Source organism: Paenisporosarcina sp. P4_B8, assembly GCF_056402175.1.
This window is the reverse complement of the sequence record NZ_JBFUHX010000002.1, coordinates 184,406-209,152: the sequence shown is the minus strand read 5'-3', so window position 1 is coordinate 209,152 and position 24,747 is coordinate 184,406. Positions and strand designations below refer to the sequence as shown.

At 41.8% G+C, this 24,747-nt stretch carries 24 protein-coding genes; 2 read left to right on the top strand and 22 right to left on the bottom strand.

Annotated features, from left to right (window positions below; genetic code table 11):
* Positions 1–5: 5 nt before the first annotated feature.
* The 14 genes from spoVM to AC1DSK_RS03025 form a co-directional block, all read right to left on the bottom strand.
* On the bottom strand, positions 6–122 hold the full coding sequence (spoVM, locus tag AC1DSK_RS03090; protein WP_016427727.1) for a stage V sporulation protein SpoVM: 117 nt from the start codon (positions 120–122) through the stop codon (positions 6–8).
* Between the two features lie 14 nt (positions 123–136).
* Positions 137–793, bottom strand: coding sequence for a thiamine diphosphokinase (locus AC1DSK_RS03085; protein ID WP_477546549.1), 657 nt, complete (start codon positions 791–793; stop codon positions 137–139).
* On the bottom strand, positions 790–1,458 hold the full coding sequence (rpe, locus tag AC1DSK_RS03080) for a ribulose-phosphate 3-epimerase (RefSeq protein ID WP_477546550.1): 669 nt from the start codon (positions 1,456–1,458) through the stop codon (positions 790–792). The genes AC1DSK_RS03085 and rpe overlap by 4 nt, the downstream gene beginning before the upstream one ends.
* 1 nt (position 1,459) lies before the next feature.
* A complete protein-coding gene (gene rsgA / locus AC1DSK_RS03075; protein WP_477546551.1) occupies positions 1,460–2,341 on the bottom strand; it encodes a ribosome small subunit-dependent GTPase A in 882 nt (293 codons plus the stop codon).
* A gap of 11 nt (positions 2,342–2,352) precedes the next feature.
* Positions 2,353–4,305 (bottom strand): Stk1 family PASTA domain-containing Ser/Thr kinase, encoded by a 1,953-nt coding sequence (gene pknB, locus AC1DSK_RS03070; RefSeq protein WP_477546552.1) that lies wholly within the window; start codon positions 4,303–4,305, stop codon positions 2,353–2,355.
* Position 4,306: 1 nt separating this feature from the next.
* On the bottom strand, positions 4,307–5,056 hold the full coding sequence (locus AC1DSK_RS03065) for a Stp1/IreP family PP2C-type Ser/Thr phosphatase (RefSeq protein WP_477546553.1): 750 nt from the start codon (positions 5,054–5,056) through the stop codon (positions 4,307–4,309).
* 157 nt (positions 5,057–5,213) lie between these two features.
* A complete protein-coding gene (rsmB, locus tag AC1DSK_RS03060) occupies positions 5,214–6,587 on the bottom strand; it encodes a 16S rRNA (cytosine(967)-C(5))-methyltransferase RsmB (RefSeq protein WP_477546554.1) in 1,374 nt (457 codons plus the stop codon).
* Positions 6,584–7,525 (bottom strand): methionyl-tRNA formyltransferase, encoded by a 942-nt coding sequence (gene fmt / locus AC1DSK_RS03055; RefSeq protein WP_477546555.1) that lies wholly within the window; start codon positions 7,523–7,525, stop codon positions 6,584–6,586. Before fmt ends, rsmB begins: the two co-directional genes overlap by 4 nt.
* Complete coding sequence (gene def, locus AC1DSK_RS03050) at positions 7,522–8,013, bottom strand: peptide deformylase (RefSeq protein WP_477546556.1); 492 nt, start codon at positions 8,011–8,013, stop codon at positions 7,522–7,524. The genes fmt and def overlap by 4 nt, the downstream gene beginning before the upstream one ends.
* 25 nt (positions 8,014–8,038) lie before the next feature.
* A complete protein-coding gene (priA, locus tag AC1DSK_RS03045; protein ID WP_477546557.1) occupies positions 8,039–10,453 on the bottom strand; it encodes a primosomal protein N' in 2,415 nt (804 codons plus the stop codon).
* Positions 10,443–11,657 carry a bifunctional phosphopantothenoylcysteine decarboxylase/phosphopantothenate--cysteine ligase CoaBC gene (coaBC, locus tag AC1DSK_RS03040; protein WP_477546558.1) on the bottom strand — a complete coding sequence of 405 codons (1,215 nt, stop codon included), beginning with the start codon at positions 11,655–11,657 and terminating at the stop codon, positions 10,443–10,445. The genes priA and coaBC overlap by 11 nt, the downstream gene beginning before the upstream one ends.
* 79 nt (positions 11,658–11,736) lie before the next feature.
* Positions 11,737–11,961 carry a DNA-directed RNA polymerase subunit omega gene (rpoZ, locus tag AC1DSK_RS03035; RefSeq protein ID WP_016427738.1) on the bottom strand — a complete coding sequence of 75 codons (225 nt, stop codon included), beginning with the start codon at positions 11,959–11,961 and terminating at the stop codon, positions 11,737–11,739.
* Positions 11,961–12,581 (bottom strand): guanylate kinase, encoded by a 621-nt coding sequence (gmk, locus tag AC1DSK_RS03030; protein WP_016427739.1) that lies wholly within the window; start codon positions 12,579–12,581, stop codon positions 11,961–11,963. The genes rpoZ and gmk overlap by 1 nt, the downstream gene beginning before the upstream one ends.
* A 17-nt stretch (positions 12,582–12,598) precedes the next feature.
* The gene (locus tag AC1DSK_RS03025) at positions 12,599–12,850 is read right to left on the bottom strand and encodes a DUF370 domain-containing protein (RefSeq protein WP_477546559.1); all 252 of its coding nucleotides are present in this window, start codon (positions 12,848–12,850) and stop codon (positions 12,599–12,601) included.
* A 113-nt stretch (positions 12,851–12,963) separates the two neighbouring features.
* Here AC1DSK_RS03025 and AC1DSK_RS03020 point away from each other — a divergent pair, with 113 nt between their 5' ends.
* Both AC1DSK_RS03020 and AC1DSK_RS03015 read left to right on the top strand, forming a co-directional pair.
* Positions 12,964–14,655, top strand: a complete 1,692-nt coding sequence (locus tag AC1DSK_RS03020) for an Rqc2 family fibronectin-binding protein (RefSeq protein ID WP_477546560.1) — start codon at positions 12,964–12,966, stop codon at positions 14,653–14,655.
* 197 nt (positions 14,656–14,852) lie between these two features.
* Complete coding sequence (locus AC1DSK_RS03015; RefSeq protein ID WP_477598047.1) at positions 14,853–15,101, top strand: hypothetical protein; 249 nt, start codon at positions 14,853–14,855, stop codon at positions 15,099–15,101.
* Between the two features lie 90 nt (positions 15,102–15,191).
* Here AC1DSK_RS03015 and pyrE read toward each other — a convergent pair whose 3' ends face one another.
* Genes pyrE through AC1DSK_RS02975 form a run of 8 tightly spaced genes read right to left on the bottom strand, consistent with a single transcriptional unit; the run spans position 15,192 to position 24,657 of the window.
* Positions 15,192–15,824 carry an orotate phosphoribosyltransferase gene (gene pyrE, locus AC1DSK_RS03010; protein WP_477546562.1) on the bottom strand — a complete coding sequence of 211 codons (633 nt, stop codon included), beginning with the start codon at positions 15,822–15,824 and terminating at the stop codon, positions 15,192–15,194.
* The gene (gene pyrF / locus AC1DSK_RS03005; protein WP_477546563.1) at positions 15,821–16,534 is read right to left on the bottom strand and encodes an orotidine-5'-phosphate decarboxylase; all 714 of its coding nucleotides are present in this window, start codon (positions 16,532–16,534) and stop codon (positions 15,821–15,823) included. Before pyrF ends, pyrE begins: the two co-directional genes overlap by 4 nt.
* A complete protein-coding gene (locus AC1DSK_RS03000; RefSeq protein ID WP_477531334.1) occupies positions 16,531–17,442 on the bottom strand; it encodes a dihydroorotate dehydrogenase in 912 nt (303 codons plus the stop codon). The genes pyrF and AC1DSK_RS03000 overlap by 4 nt, the downstream gene beginning before the upstream one ends.
* Positions 17,439–18,215 (bottom strand): dihydroorotate dehydrogenase electron transfer subunit, encoded by a 777-nt coding sequence (locus tag AC1DSK_RS02995; protein WP_477546564.1) that lies wholly within the window; start codon positions 18,213–18,215, stop codon positions 17,439–17,441. Before AC1DSK_RS02995 ends, AC1DSK_RS03000 begins: the two co-directional genes overlap by 4 nt.
* Entirely contained in the window at positions 18,212–21,409 is a 3,198-nt protein-coding gene (carB, locus tag AC1DSK_RS02990; protein WP_477546565.1) for a carbamoyl-phosphate synthase large subunit, read from the bottom strand. Before carB ends, AC1DSK_RS02995 begins: the two co-directional genes overlap by 4 nt.
* A complete protein-coding gene (locus AC1DSK_RS02985) occupies positions 21,402–22,502 on the bottom strand; it encodes a carbamoyl phosphate synthase small subunit (protein ID WP_477546566.1) in 1,101 nt (366 codons plus the stop codon). Before AC1DSK_RS02985 ends, carB begins: the two co-directional genes overlap by 8 nt.
* Positions 22,502–23,779 (bottom strand): dihydroorotase, encoded by a 1,278-nt coding sequence (locus AC1DSK_RS02980; RefSeq protein ID WP_477546567.1) that lies wholly within the window; start codon positions 23,777–23,779, stop codon positions 22,502–22,504. Before AC1DSK_RS02980 ends, AC1DSK_RS02985 begins: the two co-directional genes overlap by 1 nt.
* Complete coding sequence (locus tag AC1DSK_RS02975; RefSeq protein WP_477546568.1) at positions 23,779–24,657, bottom strand: aspartate carbamoyltransferase catalytic subunit; 879 nt, start codon at positions 24,655–24,657, stop codon at positions 23,779–23,781. Before AC1DSK_RS02975 ends, AC1DSK_RS02980 begins: the two co-directional genes overlap by 1 nt.
* Positions 24,658–24,747 lie beyond the last annotated feature (90 nt).

Genomic DNA, 24,747 nt, shown 5'->3' with positions numbered 1-24,747 from the left:
ATAAGTCAGTCTGGCATTTTTTCGTTCCTCTTCTTCGGTTTATCCTCGGTATTCATCCAACCTAAACACATTCTTACAAACCCACTTACAAATTTCGGTAATCTAAACGTATAAACACGCATGCTTTCACTCCTTCTTATTGATCTGAGCTACGTATTAATAAACATATGCCAGATGTAAAGGAGATAGACCCTTGTTCGTCCAATACTTCATTACTTGTAAACCGGGAAATGCCCATTTCAATCGTCTCATCACCGACATTATATTTCATACCTGCTAACGTCACGTGTTCCACGCTTCCTTGAAAGGCAAAAAAAGATACATATGGAAACTGTCGATCCTTCGTTAACTTGGTTATACCAGGAGTCAACAGCTTCATTTCATTCCATTTGTTGCGTATTGTAAATTGAATGGAGGGATTGTCCGTTTGAAAACGATAAACGCTGTTAAGTACAGCCATAAAGTGATCTAATCGACCACCCGTCACACCTGTCAGTACAATATGATCCGGTTCGAAAGTCAATGATTCATCGATTGCTAAATCGGTATCCGTTTCATTCTTTTCTGCAGGTGCAACTTTCACTGACGCCACTTGGTTTTTCAATTTCGAAAATTCTTCCGGTGACAATGAATCAAAATCACCTATAGCCACGTCCGGAAGAATTCCACTTTCGATTAAATAAATAGCACCTTTGTCTGCACCGATAAAAATAATTTCATCGTTATTTTTTAAGGTTGCAAAATCAGCTAATTCATCAGCTGGTCCACCTGCGCAAATTACGGCTGTCTTCATCCGCGGATTGCTCGTTCGCCTGCTTCTTTAATTTCCTGTAATGCAGCAGAACGATCCGTTTTACTGTAAATTGCTGAACCAGCTACAAAAATCGTCGCACCTGCCTCTGCACAAGGAATAATGGTCTCAGCATTAATACCACCATCAATTTCAATTTCAATATTTAATCCTTTTTCTTTAATTATGTCAGAAAGTTGTTGAACTTTCGGAACGACCGAATGAATGAACTTCTGTCCACCGAAACCTGGATTGACCGTCATGAACAACACCATATCGATGTCTTCAAGAATATGTTGGATGCTTTCAACCGGCGTATGTGGATTTAATACCACACCTGGTTTCACTCCAAACGAACGGATTAATTGAATGGTACGGTGAAGGTGAGTACACGCTTCAACATGAACCGTAATGTAATCAGCACCAGCTTTTGCAAATGACTCAATATACAAATCCGGATTTTCAATCATTAAATGAACGTCTAAAGGTAGATTCGTTACAGGTCTTAAAGCTTCCACCACAATTGGACCCATCGTTATGTTAGGCACGAAATGTCCGTCCATTACATCGATATGGATTAATTCCGCACCGGCTTTTTCGACTTCTATTACTTCTTCAGCCAATTTCGAAAAATTAGCAGCAAGGATAGATGGAGCAATTTTAATCATGTTAATACCTCGGCTTTCGATCGTTTATTTCATCTAAAAACTTCATGTAATGTTTATATCGATAATCTTTAATTTCTCCGGTTTCCAGTGCAGCAAGAACTGCACATTTCGGTTCACTTATGTGTAGGCACCCTCTGAATTTACATTGTTCTGACGCCTTGCGGAATTCAGGAAAACAATCGGATAACTGCTCTTTTTCAATCTCATCGAAATCAAAGGAACTGAATCCCGGAGTATCCGCTAGTAACCCCTCACATACTTCTAAAAGTTCTACATGGCGAGTCGTATGTTTCCCCCGTCCAAGGGCTTCCGAAATAATCCCTGTCTTTAAATTCAACGATGGCAGCACTGTATTTAACAGTGTAGATTTTCCTACACCGGACTGACCTGCCAAAACGCTGATTTTTCCTTTCAGGATCGGAGCGATATTGGACACCAGATCATCATCATCCTTATAGGTTTCAATTATTTCATATCCAATCGCACGATAATCATCCAAATAAGGCTGGATTTTACTCATCTCTTCTTCAGAAAGTAAATCTGTTTTTGTCAGACAAATAATTGGCTCTACATTAAATGACTCCACGACAACAAGAAAGCGATCCAGCAATAATGGATTGAAATCGGGTTCAGTCAGGGAAAACACCAGTAAGGCTTGGTCAATATTGGCAATAGGTGGGCGTACGAGTGCATTTTTACGTTCATGCACCACTGTTATCGTGCCGTCTGAACCGCTTTCCACTTCATAATCGACAAAGTCCCCAACTAGCGGGTTGACACCACGATTTCTGAATACACCGCGTCCACGGCATTGTATAAATTGTTCTCCGTCCTGAACATAGTAAAATCCACTAAGTGCTTTTCGTATTTGTCCTGTTGGCATTGTATACCTCCCTATTCGAAGCTGTCATACTCGATTATTTCATCTACGATGACTTTCGAGTCGACCATTATTCGATATGCTCCTTTTTGTCCTTCTTCAATTTTCAATTGAATTTGTTGCTTTTTGTTTTCTGTGAGTACATATTCCTCTACTGGTTCTGTCAGTGAGTGTGTTTGATCTTGCAGATAAATTCGTACGACCTGCTCAGTGCCCGGATCATCTGGTTCATATGGAATTTCTAATGTTGTCACAAACGTTTTAATTTGTTTGGCGGCAGGGCCTTTTGATAAAACGATTTCAATCGAACTGCCTAGTTCAAGTTTTGTGCCTGCAACTGGATTTTGTGAAATTACAAATCCTTCCGGTATATCTTCAGAATACTCTTCTTTTATGATACGAATATCAAACCCGGATGATCGAGCATAGTCATTCAATGTTTTCTCGTTGTATTGTCTTCTCAAATCAATCACACTTTGCAACTCCGGTCCTTTACTCACAGTGAAAACAAGTTCGGTCTCATCCGGAATGACTTTGGAGAATTCAGATGGGCTTTGAGAGATAATGCGCCCCTCAGGCTCATCCGAGAATACTTTGTCTTCTTTGATGGACTTGAATTTTTGCGAAGCCAGTAATTCTTTCACTACGTTGTATTCACGTCCGACATAGTCTGCAAGCGTCACTGACTCTTTCCCACTTGAAATAATGAATTCAATTTCAGTTGCTTCTTCCCGGATTTTTCCTGCTTGTGGGATTGTCCGAATAACTTGGCCTTCCTCAACTTCTTCCGACGATTCCTGCTTTTCATTTCCTGCAATGAATCCAACTTCTTCCACCTTATCGATTGCTTCACTTAATGGCAAATTCGCTACGTCCGGAACTTCGATTTTTTTGGGACCAAATATCCCTGGAAATGCCACTACAATCACTAAACCTGCAAGCAATAAAAATGCAAGAATGCCCACTATCCATGGCCATTTTTTCTTCTTCTTTTTTTCTTCCACAACGGGCGATACTACCACCGGTTCTTTTTTAAGATGTTTTGTCTTTGCTAATGAATCGTAACTAGCATCTTTGATGATCGGCATTGCTTTTGTAGCCCCATCATCATCTAAAGGAATCTCAAAAGCTTTCTCATTTGCGCGCTCTTCCGATAAAACATTTTGCAAATCTCGCTGCATTTCTTCTACATTCTGATAACGGTTACGTGGATCTTTCGCCGTCGCTTTCATGACAACATTTTCAAGGCTTTGTGGAATACTTGGTACTGCTGCCCGAACCGATGGTGTATCGGTTTGTAAATGTTTCAACGCAATGGATACTGCTGACTCTCCTGAAAAAGGAAGCTTGCCGATAAGTAATTCATACAACACAATACCAAGCGCATAAATGTCCGATTTTTTTGTTGCTGTACCACCACGAGCTTGTTCAGGTGATAAATAATGGACAGTGCCCAACACGGAATTGGTCTGGGTAAATGAAGTTGCACTCAAAGCCATCGCAATTCCAAAGTCCGTGATTTTAACATGATGGGTACCATCCATCAAAATATTTTGAGGCTTGATATCACGATGAATGATTTGATTTTGATGAGCATGTGCAATCGCAGACGTTAATTGCTTCATGATAGTTACAGCTTCATTCGGTGACAAAGGTGCTGCATCAGTAATATATTGCTTCAAGGTCTTGCCTTCAACAAATTCCATGACCAAATAGTGAATGTCCCCATCTTCACCTACATCGAAAATATTGACGATGTTCGGATGAGTCAAACTGGTAGCTGAAAGTGCTTCACGCTGGAATCTACGATGTAAATCATCTTCATTAGAGAAGTCGTATCGTAAGACTTTTATTGCGACATCCCGATCGAGAATCATGTCGTGTGCGAGGTAAACATTGGACATGCCCCCTCCACCGATCATTTCGAGAACTTTATATCGACCGCTGATTCTTTTGCCTAAGAGCATACTACACCTCCTCTTCCGTATTTGTAATTAAAACGAGAGAGATGTTATCTTCTCCACCTTTTTCATTGGCAAGATTCACTAAACGGGATCCTTTTTCACCAACTGAAAGATTGGTCTTTAAAATATTCGTCATGTCATCCATTGATAATTTGTTACTTAATCCATCAGAACATAATAATAAGTAAGAATATGTAGGAATCTGAATTGAAATAAAGTCCGGCTCGATGCTTTTTTGCGTTCCTAATGATTTCGTAATCAAATTTTTCCTCGGATGACTTTCTGCTTCTTCTTCGCTGATTTCTCCACTTTCCACTAAGACATTAACAAAAGAATGGTCTTTTGTTAATTGCTTCATTTTCCCCTCATGCCATTCATAGGCCCGACTATCTCCGATATGACAAAGAATTTTTTCGGCATCTGTTAATATAACTGCCAGGAAAGTAGTACCCATCCCTTGGCAATCCTCGTGTCTTAAGGAATAATCAAAAATGCTACTATTGATTTTCTTTACGGCCTGTAAAAACCACTCTTTGATGGATTCCTCAGTAGAAAATTGATTCAAGGCAGCGCTTTCAAAACTTTCTCCGATTTTTGTGATAGCCATCTCACTTGCGATATCACCAGCATTGTGTCCGCCCATGCCATCAGCAATGACGCCTAAACGGACAAAATCCGATCGCACGAAAACTGCCGCGCGATCTTCATTCACCGATCTTTTTTTACCAATATCACTTAATACCGTGTATTTCATCAATGGTCACTCCGTTTCTTGTTGACGCTTCTCGCAAGAAGTAGTCTGCAAGCCGCATCAATATCAGAGCCGTGTTCACGACGGTTTGTAACTGAAAGTCCGTTGGTGCATACGATTCATACTATAAAAATATGTTGTTATGCATCACTTTACTTCTTTATTTCACTTCTTTTGTAGATAACTCTTTTTTCCGAAAAGCGGCAACAAAGAAACCATCGCTATTGAAATCCTGAGGGAAAATATGAATCATACCATTGCTTGTCAGGTGATGATAGGCTTCTGGTAATACATTCAGTTCATCCAGCATCATGTCTGTGTGGTTAGCAAGAAAGGCTTGAACAGTTCCATTATTTTCAACCTCATCAATCGTACATGTACTGTAGACGATCAGTCCGTTGGGTTTGATTAACTTGTAAGCTTCATCAAGTAATCGAATCTGGATATTATGCAATGAAGCAAAATCTTCCTGCTTCTTTGTATACTTAATATCTGGTTTTCGACGGATGACACCTAAGCCACTGCACGGAGCATCGACAAGTATTCGGTCAAACGATTGTTCTTCATATTCATTTGTCAGTTCACGGCTGTCCCATGTACGGGTTTCAACGTTTTCAAAACCTAGTCTCGTAGCTTGATCGGCTATAAGTTTTACTTTATGTGGATGCAAATCCACAGATACCAGAGATCCTTGACCGTTCAACTTTTCAGCGATATGCATTGATTTCCCACCAGGAGCCGCACACATATCCAAAACTCTTTGCCCTGGTTCAATCTGAAGTGCATAAGTAGGGATCATGGAACTTTCATCTTGAATTGAAACAGCACCATATTGATAAGCTTTCGTTTTGGCAACTTGCCCTTTTTCAATGTGCAAGCATTCAGGAATCACTTCGCTTTGGTGTGCCACAATTCCTTCGTCAAGCAACATATCAATTGCCTCATCCACAGAAATGCGTGTGGTGTTTACGCGAACGGTATGTGCAGGAGGAATATTGTTTTCAAAAGCCATTGTCTCAGCTTGTTCGAAACCAAATTGTTTCACCCATCGTTCAATGAGCCATAATGGATGACTTGCTTCAATTGATAGTCGTTCAATTGGATCCGTAATATCCTCAGTCGAGCGAACTCCTTGTCGTAGAATGCCTCTTAAAATGCCATTAACCAATCCAGCTGTCCCTTTGTGACTGCGTTTCTTGGCAATTTCAACAGCTTCATTGACAGCAGCATGATTCGGAATTCGGTCCAAATAATGAATTTGATAAAGTGAAAGTCTTAATAACTGGCGAACCCAATCGTCCAGCTTTCCTTTGATGAACGGTTGTAGATAGTAATCAAGCGTCATCTTGTGTTGCAGAGTACCATAAGTAATTTCCGTTAATAATCCACGGTCTTTTGGTTCAATATCATATTTTTCTATGGTCTGATGAAGTAACAAATTACTGTACGCTTGATTTTTTTCAATTGCCATCAAGATTGATAAAGCGGCATCGCGTACATTTCCGTTCCACATTCTATAACTTTTTGAGCTCATTCAAACTGATCCCCAATCTGTAATTTAGAACCAGTGCCTCGTAGAAATTCTTCTGCAGACATTTTTTTCTTTCCTGCTGGTTGTAATTCGGTAATTTCAAAAGCTAGTTTATCGCCTGTTTGCACAATCACTCGATCAACTTTCAATTCAACGACTGTACCTACAGGTTCCGAGTAAGTTTGTTGACTCGGTTGACCCCACCATATTTTCACGTTTTCCTGTTTCAACGTGGTATAGGCAACTGGCCAAGGATTGAGACCACGTACCAAATTATAAATGTCCAGTGCCGACTGATTCCAATCAATTCGTTCTTGTTCTCTTGAAATATTTCGGGCAAATGTCACAAGGCTTTCATCCTGAACCAATCTTGCATTTGAGCCATTAATAATGGTCGGTAAAGTTTCTTTTAATAAGTCACGTCCAACGACACTCAATTTTTCAAAAAGATTTCCTGTTGTATCGGATTGTTCAATCGGTATCGATTTTTGTGAAATAATATCACCAGCGTCCAATTTTTGCGCCATATACATGATGGTTACACCTGTTTCTGTCTGACCATCAATCACAGCTTGATGTATCGGAGCACCCCCGCGATATGCAGGAAGCAAAGAAGCATGTACATTCAGACATCCATATTTAGGTGCTTCCAGAATTTCTTTAGGAAGTAACTGACCAAACGCAGCCGTTACCACAATATCCGGTTGTAAAGAAAGAATTTCATCTAGTTGTGGTGAACCTTTTAGTTTTTCAGGCTGAATGACAGGTAGTCCAAGACGTAACGCTTCTTTTTTAACAGGAGTTGGTGTCAATACTTTTTTACGACCTACAGGACGGTCTGGCTGAGTTACAACAGCTAAAATGGAATAGCCTTCTTCATGTAGCATGGTTAGAATCGGTACTGAGAACTCTGGAGTCCCCATAAATACTAAAGAGGTCAAATCAATTCCTCCTCATCAGCTTCAAGCTCAGATGGATCGACGACGCGAATTATTTTCGAATCAAACAATACGCCGTCCAAATGATCGATTTCATGTAGAATGGCTCTTGCTTCATAATCTTCAGCCTCGAGTTCATACCACGTGCCGTCTCTTTCCTGTGCTTTTATCTGTACGAAATATGGACGTTCAACTTCGCCATAAAGTTCTGGGAAACTGAGGCAACCTTCCACTTCTATGGCTTCCCCTTCCGTATCAACTACTAAAGGATTGATCATTTCAATGATGTCTTCCCCTTCTCCTAAGTCTACAATTGCAACGCGAAGCAACTCTCCCACTTGTGGGGCTGCTATTCCTATGCCATCTGACTCAAGCATGGTCTCATACATATCATCAAGTAATGTTGCAAGATTCTGATCGAACTCTGTCACTTCTTTTGTTGGAGTTGTTAATATTTCATTTGGATGTAATACGATTTTTCGAATCGTCAAAGATTATTCCTCATTTCATTTCCGCTCACATGATGGATGAAGGGTTTAAGTCAATGGACATTAAAATCCCTTTTTTTATCCAGTCCGTCCGGTAAATACGCGTTAATTGCTGCAATACTTCCGGGAGCGTCGGTTCTTTTTTGTATTTTATCAAACATTGATAGCGATATCTATTTTGCAAACGACTAATGGACGATGCCGTCGGGCCAATAATTTCAGATTGCGGAGATAAATTGTCACGGAGCCAGTTTGCTGCTTTATGTGCATATTCCGCAGTCATCAAAACATCTTCATGCGTGATTTGAATCAGCACGACATATGTGAATGGAGGATATAAAAATTGTTTCCGGTTCATCATTTCCTGATTGTAAAATGGGACAAAGTCGTGATATTGTGCGAATTGAATGGCATAGTGTTCGGGGGTGTAGGTTTGCACGATGACTTCCCCTGCTTTATCATGCCTTCCAGCTCTTCCACTGACTTGGGTTAATAATTGGAACGTTTTTTCGGCAGCTCTGAAATCCGCTAAATGAAGCGTTGTATCAGCTGACAAGACCCCTACTAATGTGATATTTGGGAAATCAAGACCCTTGGCAATCATTTGCGTGCCAAGCAGAATATCTGCTTTTCCTTCTCCGAACAGATTCAGAATGTGTTCATGTGATCCTTTTTTCCGAGTGGTATCCACATCCATACGCAGTACCCTTGCCGTTGGAAACAGTCGGGCAATTTCTTCTTCTACTTTTTGAGTACCTGTTCCAAAGAATCGGATATGCTCACTGCTGCATTCTGGACAAGTAGTAGGCACTTGGGACTCTTCGCCACAATAGTGACATTTAATCTTTTCCTGATGGCGATGATAAGTCATTGAAATATCACAGTTTGGACATTCCACCACGGTACCACAATCCCGACAGAGAACAAATGACGAGTGACCACGACGATTCAGAAACAACACCATCTGTTCCTGCTTGTCCAGTCTCACATTAATCGCTTCTGCCAGTTCCAGAGAAAACATGGAGCGGTTGCCGTTTTTCAATTGCTCTCGCATATCGACGACAGACACTTCAGGTAATGCCTGTTCTTTTGGTCTGTTGGCCAACGTCAACAAAGCATAATTCCCTTTTTTGGCACGTGCAAATGACTCAAGTGACGGCGTGGCACTTCCTAAAATAACTGGACAGTTGTGATATTCACTTCGCCAGATTGCAACATCTCGTGCATGATAACGAGGTGAATCGTCCTGCTTATAAGTTCCTTCATGTTCCTCATCCAAAATGATGATGCCGACATTTTGAAATGGAGCAAATATGGCTGAACGGGCACCCACGACCACTTTTACTTCGCCGCGTTTGATTTTTCGCCATTCATCGTATTTTTCCCCAGTCGATAATCCACTGTGTAATACAGCCACAAGTGAACCAAATCGTTCTTTAAAGCGATTGGTCATTTGTGGCGTAAGTGAAATCTCAGGTACTAGAACGATGGCTTCCTTATCGTCCATCAATGCACGCTCAATCGCCTGTAAATAGACTTCTGTCTTGCCACTGCCCGTAATGCCGTGGAGAAGAAAAGTTCTAGCATCCTGTTCGGCATATGAATGGATGATTTCACTCAGTGCGAGGTGTTGTTCATTTGTTAAAGCGAGTTTTGTTGTTACATCTATCGTTCTGTCCGCATACGGATCCCGGTAGATTTCTTCCATTTGCATTGATGCTGCGCCTTTTTCTAAAACCGCTTGTAAGACCGCATTTGTCGTACTGAGACGTTTCAATAAATCTGCTGAGACAATTCGTTCTCCTGCGTGATCCATCATCCATTTGACAACATCTTTTTGCTTCTTGGCTTGGTTGGAAATGCTGTCAAAAATCAGGTTCAAACGTTCCATATCAGATTCGATGTGAATCATTCTTACTTTTTTCACGGCTGTTTTTTGTTTGACCGATGTTTCCAGTGCCAAAATGTCTTCCTTCACCAATTTTTTGATGAGTGCAAGCAATTCTTTCGGTTCATCTACTTTTAACTCTACTTGATCTTTTTGCTGAAACAAGGCTTGTACACTTTGCGGAAGCTCCGCATGATGATCAACAATGCGCACTATCTTTTCATACTTCGCACGTAACGCCGAAGGCAACATGACTTGAAGGGCATCAATTTCGTAACATAAAGTATGTCGTTTCAACCATTTTGTCATTTCGAGCATTTCCTGCGTCAATATCGGTTCAATATCGAGCAGTTCACCAATCGGTTTTTGTTTTTCCGCAGGGACATCCGTGTCACTTTTTAGTGCCGTCACAAATCCAAGAACTTGCCGATTGCCAAAAGGAACTTTAACCCGACTGCCACTTTCAATCAGGTCTTGAAACTTTTCAGGGACCACGTAATCAAATGGTCGATCAATGGGATAAGCCGCTACGTCAACAATGACTTCAGCGTACATAATGTAAATCTTTCTCTCGGGCCAAAACGGTCTCGAACAATTTATTAGCCAATTGTTTTTTCGTCATATTGTCAAAATGCTGGACATAATTTTCTTTGCCAATCAGCACAACCGTATTGGTGTCTGTCCCAAAACCGCTATCCTCTTTTGTAACATCATTAGCTACAATATAATCCGCATTTTTCTTTGAAAGTTTTTCTTGTGCATACATCTCGACATCGTTTGTTTCAGCAGCGAAACCGATCAACAGTTGATGAGTTTTCTTTTGCCCAAGTGTCATGAGGATATCGGTAGTGCGTTCAAGTTCTAGGGTAGAGTCACCAGCTTGTTTCTTCATTTTTTGTCCAAATACAAACTTTGGACGATAATCTGCGACAGCTGCCGTTTTCACGACAATATCAGCATCATCAAAATGCTGTAACACGGCTTGCAGCATTTCTTCTGCACTTTCCACATTCTCAACAGCTACCCCTGAAGGAATTGGCAATGAAACGGGACCAGAGACAAGAACCGTTTCCGCTCCAAGTTTTGTCGCCGCTTCAGCCAGCGCATAGCCCATTTTCCCAGAGGAAAAGTTAGTCAAAAATCGTACGGGATCTATTCGCTCACGTGTTGGACCAGCAGTTATTACAACTTTTTTGCCTGTCAACGGCAATTCTTTCGGCTGAAAAAATGCGTCGACCAATGCCACGATTTTTTCTGGTTCTTCCAGTCTTCCTTTTCCTACATACCCACAAGCCAAAAAACCTTCTGACGGTTCAATGAATTCATAACCATCTGCTGCTAGAGTGGAAATATTTCGTTTCACTGCGGGGTGATCGTACATATGTACATTCATAGCTGGTGCAATCCAAACCTTGGCGGTGGTAGCTAACAGGGTCGTCGTCAGCATATCGTCACCAAGTCCATTGGCAAGTTTGCCGATGACGTTCGCTGTTGCAGGTGCCACGATGACTAAATCTGCCCAATCTGCCAGGTTGATATGAGCGATGACATTTGAATCTTTTTCATCAAATGTATCTGTATAAACATCATTACGAGACATTACTTGAAAGCTCAGTGGCTGCACAAACTTTGTGGCAGATTCGGTCATAATGACTTTGACATCCGCTCCTGCTTGCGACAATTTACTAACAAGGGCAACAGCTTTATAAACTGCAATACCACCAGCTACGCACAATAAGATTTTTTTGTTTGCTAGCATGAACAATCTTCCTTTCTCAAACAACAAACTCCCAAAGCATCTGACTGTCTTAGGGAGTTTTTTAAGTAAATACTATTTTTTAAATTTCGTCTTCGTAAATAGTTGCCTCGTCTTGAACTTCTTTTGTTAAAGCGCCTGATGCCACTTCTTCCAATGCTCTGCCTACATACTTCAGGGACACATATGACTCAAGACGCTCTCCGCCTTCTTCTTGTAATTGGCGAGCACGTTTTGAAGCCAAACTCACTAGTGAGTATTTTGAATCGATTTTGCTTTTTAATGAATCTACTGATGGATATAACATTAATATTCCCCTTCCAGCATAGCTAGGTATCTTTTTTCAACGCGTTCTCGACGGCAATGTTCGGCAGTGACAATGGCATTTACACGATCGCAAGCCAATTGCACTTCGTCATTTTCGACGACATAATCATACAAGTTCATCATTTCAAGTTCTTGTCGTGCTGCTAAAATTCGTGAAGCAATCACATCTTCTGTTTCTGTGCCACGACCTACCAGACGTTGTTGCAGTTCCGTTAAACTTGGTGGAGCCAGGAAAATAAATAAGCCGTCTGGTACTTTATCGCGAACTTGCGATGCACCTTGCACTTCAATTTCCAGAAATACATCCCGACCGGCATCCAATGTCTCGTTTACATAATCTAACGGAGTTCCATAATAGTTCCCAACATAAGAAGCGTATTCTAATAAACGGCCTTCTCCGATTAATTGTTCAAAATCCTCGTGGGATTTAAAAAAATAATCGACACCATCGACTTCGCCTTCACGCGGCTTTCTTGTCGTCATTGAAATCGAATATTCATAATTTGTGTCAGGCTGTGAAAACAATTCTTTTCGCACAGTACCTTTCCCGACACCTGATGGCCCTGAAAGGACGATTAATAATCCACGTTCTTTTCGCATTCAATCCCTCTTTTTATCTATTCGGCTTGATCTATCACACGTGTCACCATGGTTTCAGCATGGACTGCAGATAAAACCACATGTTCACTATCCATAACAAATATCGCGCGGGTTTTTTTACCATAAGTTGCGTCAATCAAAAACCCTTTGTCCCTTGCCTCTTGAACGAGACGCTTAATCGGCGCAGATTCAGGCTGCAAGATGGAGATGATTCGTTCAACTGCGACCACACTACCGTTTCCGATATTAATAAACTTAAGATTTGGCACAGTCGTTCCCCCTAAAGAGCTTCAACTTTCTTTGTTACACACTTAGGCAATTATATCACATTTCCTTTGTAAAATGATAAGATAGAGCAAAACGTTTTGAAAGAGGAATACTTATGGCATTTGATGGCTTATTTACAAAAGCAATGACGCACGAACTTCAACAATTGGTATCCGGAAGAATTTCGAAAATACACCAACCTAACTCACAAGAAATTGTGTTGCATATCCGTGCGGCCGGAAAAAACAGCCGCTTACTTATTTCCATCCACCCTTCCTACTCACGCATTCATGTCACGAACGAAGCGATTGATAACCCTTCAGAACCACCAATGTTTTGCATGTTATTACGAAAACATCTGGAAGGTGGATTCATTTCATCCATTTCCCAACTCGAAATGGATCGCGTGATTATTTTGCGTGTGGAAAGTAAAAATGAAATCGGGGACGACATGGTACGGGAACTCCATATCGAAATCATGGGCCGACACAGCAATGTCATTTTGGTGGATCCTGAACGAAATCTAATTTTGGACAGTTTAAAACATCTATCACCTTCTGTGAACAGCTATAGAACGATTTTGCCAGGTCAACCACATATCGCACCACCGAAACAAGATAAAGTGAACCCATATGAAGTGGACGAATCATTGTTGAACGAATTGCTGGATACAGACGATGTTTCCAAAGCCATTCTGTCTCAGCTTGCTGGCTTTTCTCCACTTCAGGCAAAAGAACTCGCTTATCGTCTAGCTGACAGCAACGAATCCAAATATGAAGTGTATCGCAAATTCCTCGATGAATTTAATAATGCCCAACCTAAAGGTACGTATGTGGAAAGTGGCAATAAAGCCATTTTCTCAAGTGTTGATCTTTCCCACATCGAAGGCAACAAAGTACACTATGATTCGCTTGGTTTATTACTAGATAAAGTGTACTTTGCACGCGCAGAACGCGATCGAGTTAAACAGCAAGCAGGCGATTTGGAACGCTGGTTGCAAAATGAACTCGACAAGTTGAAATTAAAAATGAAGAAACTCGCGAAAGAAAAATCAAACGCAGAAAAACTGGAAACGTTCCAACTCCATGGCGAACTTTTGATGGCCAACCTCTATACGCTCAAAAAAGGAATGACCGAAGCTCAAGTGATAAATTATTACGATGAAGAGAATGCCGTCATCACCATCCCATTGAGCCTTAGAAAAACGCCGGTTGAAAATGCACAAAGTTTTTTCACAAAATACAACAAAGCCAAAACTGCTTTATTGAAAACGCAACAACAAATGGATAAGACCAAAGACGATATCGATTATTTGGAAATGCTGCAACAACAAGTCATGCAAGCATCTCCACAGGATATTGAAGAGATTCGCGAAGAACTTGCCGAACAAGGCTGGATGAAAGCCCGCATTTCGAAAAAGAAAAAGAAAGTCGTGAAACCAACACCTGAAAATTTCGTATCCTCTACAGGATTGCCAATTTCGGTAGGAAAAAATAACAAGCAAAATGATTATTTAACATTTAAAATCGCTAATAAATCACAAACTTGGTTCCATACAAAAGATATTCCTGGATCCCATGTCGTCATTCATGACAATGAACCGGATGAAACGTCGATTTTGGAAGCAGCGGGACTGGCAGCTTATTTCAGTAAAGCACGTGACTCTTCTTCCGTGCCGGTGGATTATACAGAAGTACGCCATGTAAAAAAACCGAATGGCTCAAAACCCGGATTCGTTATTTATTTTGAACAAAAGACGGTTTTTGTGACACCAAGTGAAGATTTAGTGAGGAGCCTTCGAAAATAAGATACACGAAAGCCATCCAACAAATTGTTGGATGGCTTTTTCTGATAACTTTTAAAAGCAAAAAACACCATTCTGTAGTATATGATAAGAACGGTAAATTGGAACCAGTGAAAGTGGGAAGTACTCATGTTTCTAACAATATTTTTTATATAATGACCCCCTTGCATGCTATTAACTTTGCAAGAGTAGGAATTCATATGATAAATGGTAAATTTGTTGAGAAAGTAGAACAAACTTTAGAGAAGAATAGTAAACTTCGTTTGCTCAATACAATTTTCATTTTCGGGTTTTTTGTCATTCTTCTCAAAATGATTTCCCCTCTGAAAATGGCCAATATTTTAATAAAAATTATTTATTTCCCTTTGGGAATCTTATTCGTCATATTAGCGTTATTAATGATTACTGAAGGGAATTCAATTATTTCAGAAGTCAGAAAAGATATGTAAGATTAAAAATAGGATGCCTGTGTGCAACAAGTGCACTGGCATCCTATTTTTTAGGGATTTATTTATATGTAACTGAAATTCAGTCCGTCTTTATAGCTTCCCGTATTTCAGTTTTTCATGCCACTCCATCAGCTTAGGTTTGTCTTCGTCAGCGATTTGCTTCGCAAGTGATGCCTCTTCGATTAATGCATCAAAGTTTGTTAAGCTGACATATGGAATTCCTGCTTCTTCAAATAATTCGTCCGCTCGTTTTAAATGATATGTAAAGATACACACCACACCCAGAACTTCGCAGCCTTCCTGTTCCAGCGCACGAACGGCCTCGATGCTGCTGCCACCTGTCGAGATCAAATCTTCCACGACAATCACTTTTTGGCCTGGTACGATTTTTCCTTCAATTTGATTGCCACGTCCATGCTCTTTAGCTTTTGAACGGACATAGACCATAGGCAAATTTAGGACATCACTTACCCACGCAGCGTGTGGAATGCCCGCTGTCGCCGTCCCAGCTACTACTTCTGTTTGTGGGAAAAACTCACGGATATTTGCCGCTAAAGCTTCGGCAATTTGTTTACGTACAGTTGGACTCGACATGGTCAAACGGTTGTCACAATAAATCGGTGAAGATATTCCGGAAGTCCATGTAAATGGATCTTGAGGTCGTAATTCCACAGCACCTATCGACAATAATGCTCCTGCTATTTCATGTTGCTGACTTTTCATTGTAAAACCTCCCATTGTTGTTTCACCAAATGATATGTCTCTACTGGATTTTCCGATTGAGTGATGGCTCGGCCTACTACAATCAAGGAAGAACCTTCTTTACATGCCACATCAGGTGTCGCGATACGGATTTGGTCATGTTCTGAACCATCCGTCAATCGTATTCCCGGTGTTACCCGCAAGAAGTCTTCCCCGCAAACTCGTTTAATGTCTGCCGCTTCCAATACCGAACAAACGACTCCATCGAGACCAGCCTGTTTTGAAAGGCTTGCATAATGCCGAACAGATTCCTGTAAAGTTAAATTGATTTTCTGTTCATTTATCATTTGCTGTTCGCTTGTTGAGGTCAATTGTGTAACCCCGATAAGTAATGGTCGTTGTTTTCCTGTTGCAGTTCCCGCTTCTAGTCCTTCTAATGCACTCTCCATCATTTGCAACCCACCTGCTGCATGGACGTTCACCATATCTGCACCAAGCTTAGCAAGTCCGCGCATGGCGGATTTGACTGTATTCGGAATATCGTGCAGTTTCAAATCCAGGAAAACGTCGTGTCCCATTCCTTTTAAGTCCGTTACGATCGATGGTCCTTCTTGTAAATAAAGTTCCATACCAACTTTGACAAACAGTTTTTCATCGAACGGCTTCAAAAAGTGGATGACCTCATTTTTTGTTGAAAAATCAAGCGCTATTATAGGGTTTTGATTGTTCATCGGTGACTCCTCCCCACTAATTCTGAGATATGATTCAGACCTAACCAATCGAGTTTCTCAGGTAATTGATCAATGATCGTCGGACAAACAAATGGATCAACGAAGTTTGCTGTTCCTACAGCTACGGCACTTGCGCCTGCCGACATGAAATCAATGACATCGTCAACCGTCGCAACGCCCCCCATTCCGATGATTGGAATAGACACTTGTTTGGCAACTTCATACACCATACGCAAAGCTACCGGTTTGACTGCAGGACCCGATAATCCTCCAGTCCCGTTGGCAATGACTGGTCTCCCTGTTCTTGTATCCAATCGCATTCCAATGAGCGTATTAATCATCGTTATGCCATCAGCTCCTCCAGCTTCAACTGCTCGAGCAATTTCACCTATATCGGTTACATTTGGGGATAATTTTACATAAACCGGAACTTCCGAAACTTCTTTTACGGCTGCAGTCAGTTCTGCAGCAACCGACGGATCGGTTCCAAAAGTAATGCCTCCGCATTTTACGTTCGGACAAGAAATATTCAATTCCAAAGCATGGACATTTTTTGCTTTTGATATATGTTTCGCAACTTCCACATAATCTTCCGTCAACGTGCCGGCAACATTTGCAATTATAGGCACATCATATTGCTCCAGCCACTTCAGCTCTTCAGCAATCACTTTTTCCAGACCTGGATTTTGAAGTCCAATTGCATTCAGCATTCCGGATGAAGTTTCTGCAACACGTGGTGTAGGATTTCCTAAACGCGTCTCAAGTGTCGTTGCTTTGATCATAATCGCTCCAAGTTTTGATAAGTCATACAATCGAGCATATTCTTTGCCAAATCCGAAACACCCGGAAGCCGGCATAATTGGATTTTTCAATGATAATCCTGGTAATTCTATCGCTAATCGATTCATACGGACACCACCCCTGCAGGAAATACTGGACCATCCGAGCACACTTTTACATAGTCCACATCTGTTTGATCAGTGGTTTTGCAGACACAAGCGAAACAAGCTCCAAGTCCGCAACCCATGCGTTCTTCAAACGATAGAAACCCTTTTCGATCCGGATACATATTCTGAATAGCCGCAAGCATTCCAGTTGGACCACACGTAAAGTATGATGAAAATTCGGGTTGTAATTCAGATAGCACCGTCGTGACAAATCCTTGTTGACCGTGTGATCCATCTACTGTGACAATATGCGTTTCACCAAGTTCTCGGAAGAAATCTTCGTAAAAGACAGCTTCTTTTGACTGGAAGCCAAGTACATGAATCGGTTTGACACCTTTATCAACAAGTCTTTTAGATAGTTCATATAAAGGAGGAACACCGATTCCCCCTCCAATCAACACAACTGTTTCACCTGGTGATGCTTCCTCAACGGGAAAGCCGTTGCCAAGAGGACCCAAAACATCTATTTCTTCTCCAACCATTTTAAGCGCGAGCAATGAAGTTCCTCGGCCTTCAGCACGATAAATCATTGTGAACTCCAACACATCTCGGTCAATTGACGCAATGCTGATTGGTCTGCGGAGCAAAGGCTCATAGCTATCCGAAACACGGATGTGAACAAATTGACCCGGACTTGTCATGTCCTGTACAAGTTGGCCACTCACCGTCATTTCGAAAATATTTTGAGCGATCTCTTTATGTTTGACGATGCGCATGCGCTCTTGTCTAATCATGCAAAAACCCCCTGTGTCGGCATTTCCTCAGCTTGGAATGTCATCGATTCAATGACTCGTAACATCGCTTCTGCTGTGTCCAGCGATGTTAAGCAAGGAATTCCATTTTCTACAGACTCACGTCGGATTCGGAACCCATCACTCTCCGGCAATTTACCTTTTGTTAACGTGTTAATGACGAACTGGGCGTCACCTTTTTGGATGTAATCCAGTAAAGTCGGACCTTCACTGCCAATTTTATTAACTGTTGTAACAGGTATTCCCGCTTCTTTTAAGGCATTTGCTGTTCCTTCAGTAGCAAGAATTCTGTAACCGATCGACGTGAAGCGATTCGCAATCGATACTGCTTCTTCTTTATCCTTATCGGCGATCGTCATCAATACTGAACCGTGATCTTTGATTTCCATTCCTGCAGCCACTAAGCCTTTATAAAGCGCTTTTTCAAGCGTGATATCTTTCCCCATTACTTCCCCGGTCGATTTCATTTCAGGTCCCAATGTAATATCCACTCGGCGCAGTTTCGCAAAGCTGAATACTGGTACTTTCACGAAAACACCTCTAGGTGAAGGCGCAAGTCCATTTGCAATTCCTTGAGAAGGGAGCGATTGTCCCAAAATTGCTTTTGTCGCAATCTTCGCCATTGGAATATTCGTAATCTTACTTAGGAAAGGAACCGTTCGGCTTGAACGTGGATTCACTTCAATCACATAAACTTCGCCTTTCGAGATAACATATTGGATATTCAGTAAACCAATGATGTTCAGGCCTTTTGCAAGTCGAGTCGTGTAATCCACGAGCGTATTCACTTGTTCGCACGTTAAATTCTGTGGTGGGTAGACTGCAATCGAGTCACCCGAGTGAACACCCGCTCGTTCGATATGTTCCATAATTCCTGGAATGCACACATTTTCACCGTCTGAGATGGCATCGACTTCAATTTCGGTGCCAGTTAAGTAACGGTCGACCAATACTGGATGCTCCGGACTTGCCTGCACTGCATGTTCCATGTAATGAGCAAGTTCTTCTTGATTGTATACAATTTGCATAGCACGTCCGCCTAAGACGTATGAAGGACGGACTAATACCGGATAGCCGATTTCATTACCGATTGCCACTGCTTGTTCTGCTGAAACAGCTGTCTTGCCCATTGGTTGCGGAATACCGATTTCATGCAGTGCACGTTCAAATTTATCGCGATTTTCTGCACGGTCCAGATCTTCCAAAGTAGTTCCCAGGATTTGAACACCACGTTCCTGCAGTTTATCCGCTAAGTTGATGGCTGTTTGTCCTCCGAACTGAACGACAACGCCTTTCGGTTGTTCCAGATCCACTATGTGCATGACATCTTCAATTGTTAAAGGTTCAAAATAAAGCTTGTCCGAGATGGAGAAATCCGTTGATACTGTTTCTGGGTTGCTATTGATAATGATGGCTTCATAACCTGCTTCTTTGATTGCCCATACAGAATGCACGGTTGCATAGTCAAACTCGACCCCTTGTCCGATTCGGATTGGTCCTGATCCAAGCACGATGACACTTTCTTTATCTGTCTTGATTGATTCATTTTCATCTTCGTATGTTCCGTAGAAATAAGGTGTTTCAGATTCAAATTCTGCTGCACATGTATCCACCATTTTAAAGACTGGAATCAAGTTCAGTTCTTTTCTCCAGTTGTAGATGGTCAATTCATCGCTATTCCATAATGCTGCTAGCGTTGCATCTGCAAACCCCATGCGCTTCGCCTTTTTCGCCACTTCGAAATCAAACGGATGGCTAGAAACCACTTCTTCGTACTTCACGATATTTTGAAATTTATTAAGGAAGAATAAATCGATTTGACTCCACTCATGTATGGTGTCAATCGTAACTCCTCGTCTTAAAGCTTCCCCAATGAAGAACAGTCGTTCATCACCTGCACGTCGGATACGTTTTTCAATCCATTCATCTGACATGGCATCCGCATTTTTCAGATCTAAATGGAATTGTCCTGTCTCAAGTGAACGCACAGCTTTCAGAATAGATTCCTCGAACGTTCTTCCCATCGCCATTACTTCTCCTGTTGCTTTCATTTGTGTACCTAAATTGCGTTTAGCCGATTCGAATTTATCAAATGGCCAGCGCGGAATTTTAGTGACGACATAATCGAGCGCAGGCTCAAAGCATGCATAAGTTTTTCCTGTAACGGGATTCATCATTTCATCCAGTGTCAAACCAACTGCAATTTTAGCAGCCAGTTTGGCGATCGGGTATCCTGTCGCTTTTGACGCCAGAGCAGAAGAACGGCTGACCCTTGGATTAACTTCGATGATATAGTAGTTGAAGCTGTATGGATCCAGTGCTAACTGAACGTTACAGCCCCCTTCGATTTTTAGGGCGCGGATAATTTTAAGGGAGACATTGCGCAACATTTGATACTCACGGTCTGATAACGTCTGACTTGGCGCAACGACGATGGAATCTCCTGTATGAATACCTACCGGGTCAATGTTCTCCATATTGCAGACTACGATGGCATTGTCATTGGAGTCTCTCATAACCTCGTATTCTACTTCTTTGAAGCCAGCGATTGATTTTTCAAGTAGACACTGTGTAACAGGACTGTATTTTAGACCACTCGTCACTGTTTCAAGAAGCTCTTCGTCGTTGTGGCATATTCCTCCACCAGTTCCACCAAGCGTAAATGCAGGACGGACGATGACAGGGTAACCGATACGTTCAACGAATGCCTCGGCTTCCTGCATGTTATGAATGATGTCACTTTCCGGAACGGGTTCGTTCAAGTCGTTCATCAGCGTACGGAATAGATCACGATCTTCCGCTTTATGAATGGCTTCCAATTTCGTGCCTAGTATTTCAATGTTCAACTCTTGCAGAATTCCTGATTCGTCCAATTCAATCGCCATGTTCAAGCCTGTTTGTCCACCTAGAGTAGGCAGAAGGGCATCTGGACGTTCTTTGCGTAGAATTCGACTGACGAAATCCAATGTAATCGGTTCGATATAGACTTTGTCTGCAATTTCAGTATCGGTCATGATAGTTGCTGGATTTGAGTTGATGAGAATGACACGATAGCCTTCTTCTTTTAAAGCTAGACATGCTTGTGTTCCAGCATAGTCAAATTCAGCTGCTTGACCGATGACAATCGGACCGGATCCGATGACGAGAATGGTTTCTATATCTTTACGTTTAGGCATGTTTTTTTTCCCCTTTCACATTGGCGTTCATTAATTCGATGAATCGATCAAATAAGTGATTGGAATCTTCTGGTCCAGGTGATGCTTCAGGATGGTATTGCACTGTAAAAGCGGCAGCATCCAAATGTTTTAAGCCTTCCACTGTGCCGTCATTCAAAGCAGTGTGCGTAACTTTCAAACGCGTTACTTTCAATGATTCAGGATCCACTGCATAGCCATGGTTTTGGGAAGTAATTTCCGTTTTGCCAGACTCCAAATCTTTTACTGGATGATTTGCTCCACGGTGTCCAAATTTCAGTTTGAATGTATCTCCGCCACTAGCAAGGGCAAAGAGTTGATGACCGAGGCAAATTCCGAATAACGGAATCTTCCCGATTAAATTCTGTATCATCGTGATTGCTTCTGGAACGTCTTTTGGATCTCCAGGGCCATTTGAAAGCATAATGCCGTCGGGATAAATTGCCATGATTTCTTCAGCAGTTGTGTTATACGGTACAACGACCACATCACAGTCACGTTTGTTCAGTTCACGCAAAATCCCATGTTTCATTCCGAAATCGACGAGTACTACACGCTTACCTCGCCCAGGACTTGGATAAGGACGTTTCGTTGACACTTGTTTCACTTGATCCGTCGGGAATGTCGTATTCTTTAATCGTGCGACTACTTCTTCCACTTGTACATCAGCACCCGCTTCACTGATATGGCCTTTTACCGAACCAAATTCACGAATAATTCGCGTAAGTTTACGTGTATCCACTCCTTCAATGCCGGGAATGTTTTTCACTACGAACAAGTCATTGAGTGTCGCATCGCTTCTGAAGTTGGATGGTGTGTTTGCCAGTTCACGGACAACCATTCCTTTGATTGCCGGTTCAATTGATTCAAAATCATCTCGATTTATTCCGTAATTGCCGATCAAAGGATAAGTCATCGTAACAATTTGACCGCAGTAAGATGGATCCGATAGAGTTTCCTGGTAGCCTGTCATACCCGTCGTGAATACGACTTCTCCTTCACTGGCATTCAAACTTCCGAATGCAGTTCCATTAAATACATCTCCAGTTTCTAAAATGAGGCTTCTTTTCATCATTATTTCTCCTCCTGCCAAATTACATTGCCTTCAAACATCGTCATAACCGGCCAACCGGTACATGTCCAATTTTGGAACGGTGTATTTTTTCCTTTTGACACAAACGTTGCAGTTTCAATATCTTGTTCTCTCGACAAGTCAATGAATACTAAGTCCGCTGATTCGCCCATATGCAGACGACCATAAGGCAGTCCGAAAACATCGGCCGGTTTTCTCGTCATCCATTCAACCAATTGAGCTAACGTCCATTTTCCACTCTTCACAAAATGGGTATACAGCAATGGGAAAGCCGTTTCTAATCCGACGATTCCAAATGGTGCTTGTTCCATGCCGTTGCCTTTTTCCTGTTCTGTATGAGGGGCATGATCTGTGGCGATAAAATCAAGTGTCCCATCTTCCAATCCTTCGATTAATGCTTGCAAATCTTCTTTCGCTCGCAGTGGTGGATTCATTTTCCAGTTCGCATCGTTTCCTGGAATGTCGTCTTCACATAATAGTAGGTGGTGTGGACTGACTTCAGCAGTTACCCGAACCCCAGCCTTTTTGGCATCTCTGATTACTCGAACAGATTCTTTCGTACTTACGTGGCAAACATGATAGTGTGCCCCTGCTGCTTCAGCTAGTAAAATATCTCTCGCAATATGCACAGATTCCGCAATGGATGGAATCCCTTTAAGACCCAATTCTTTATTTTTCGTCCCTTCGTGCATGACGCCAGCGTAAATGAGTGTATTGTCTTCGCAATGGGCAACAATCGGCATATTCAGCTTCGCTGCGTCCTTCATTGCTTCAAACATCATGCCAGCCTGTTGTACACCTACTCCATCATCCGTAAAAGCAAATGCACCATGTTCTTTCAAGGCAGCCAGATCTGTTCGTTCCTTCCCTGCTTCTCGAATCGTAATCGAGGCATAAGGCAGTACGCGAATCACTGCATTCTCTTCAATCAGACGGTTGACATGACTCAGATTTTCTACCGTATCCGGTACTGGTCTAGTATTTGGCATTGCGCAAATGGTTGTGAAACCGCCTTTTGCCGCGGCATGTGTACCCGTTTGAATCGTTTCTTTTTGCTCGCCACCCGGCTCGCGTAAGTGGACATGGACATCGATGAATCCTGCAGAAACGAAATGTCCTTTGCCGTCTATGATTTCATCTGCTTCTGGCGTTACTTTCGGATTCATTTCTATAATGCGTCCATTGTCGATCAGGATGGATCCCTCCATCAATTCGTTATTGTCATTGAGCAATTTAATGTTTTGTAAGAATTTTTTCATCATGATCTCCCCTTCAAAACGGATTCCAGTATGGCCATGCGTATGAACACACCGTTATGCATTTGTTTAAATATGCGTGATTTTTCACTTTCCACTAGCTCGTCTGCTATTTCCACATCCCGGTTAATTGGCGCAGGATGCATAATGATGGCCGTCGGCTTCAATTTTTCATAACGTGATCGAGTCAAACCATAAGTTTGATGATAACTTTCTTTTGAAAAATCCGACTGGGCATCGTGCCGCTCATGTTGCACCCGTAAAAGCATCACTACATCCGCACTCGGCAGTATGTTGTCCCATGTGTTTGCTGCATCGAAGTTGCCTTGCCACTCAGGGGGACAAAGGAACGTGACATGAGCACCTAATCTTGTCAGCGCTTCTGCATTCGATTTGGCTACCCGGCTATGTCCAATATCCCCAACGATTGCTATTTGCAATCCTTCAAACTTTCCAAACTCTTGTTGGATGGTAAAAAGATCAAGCAAACATTGAGTAGGGTGCTGACCCGAGCCATCTCCACCATTGATGATCGCTACGTTTACTCCCGCTAGTAGTCCTTCATAGAAACCATCTTGTTCATGCCTTATGACCACAGCATCCACACCTATTGCTTCTAATGTTTTTACTGTGTCGTATAAAGTTTCACCTTTTAGTGTGCTCGATGTTCCTGCTTCGAATGGAAGTACGTTCAGTCCAAGTTTCCGCTCTGCCATCTCAAAACTCATTTTTGTTCGTGTACTCGGTTCAAAAAATAAATTCGCTACTGTGTATTGTTTAGTCCAATCAGCGGAAACTTGCTGTTGAAATTGTGATGCACGACTTAATATCGTTTGTATGTCCGTATTGTTTAGGTCTTTCATGCTCAATAGATGCTTCACTTTTATAGCCTCCCGTATTTCTTAAAGAAAACCTCTCAACAAGTGTTGAGAGGCTGTAGGGGCACCTTCAAGCAAAGATCCATGTTGTCA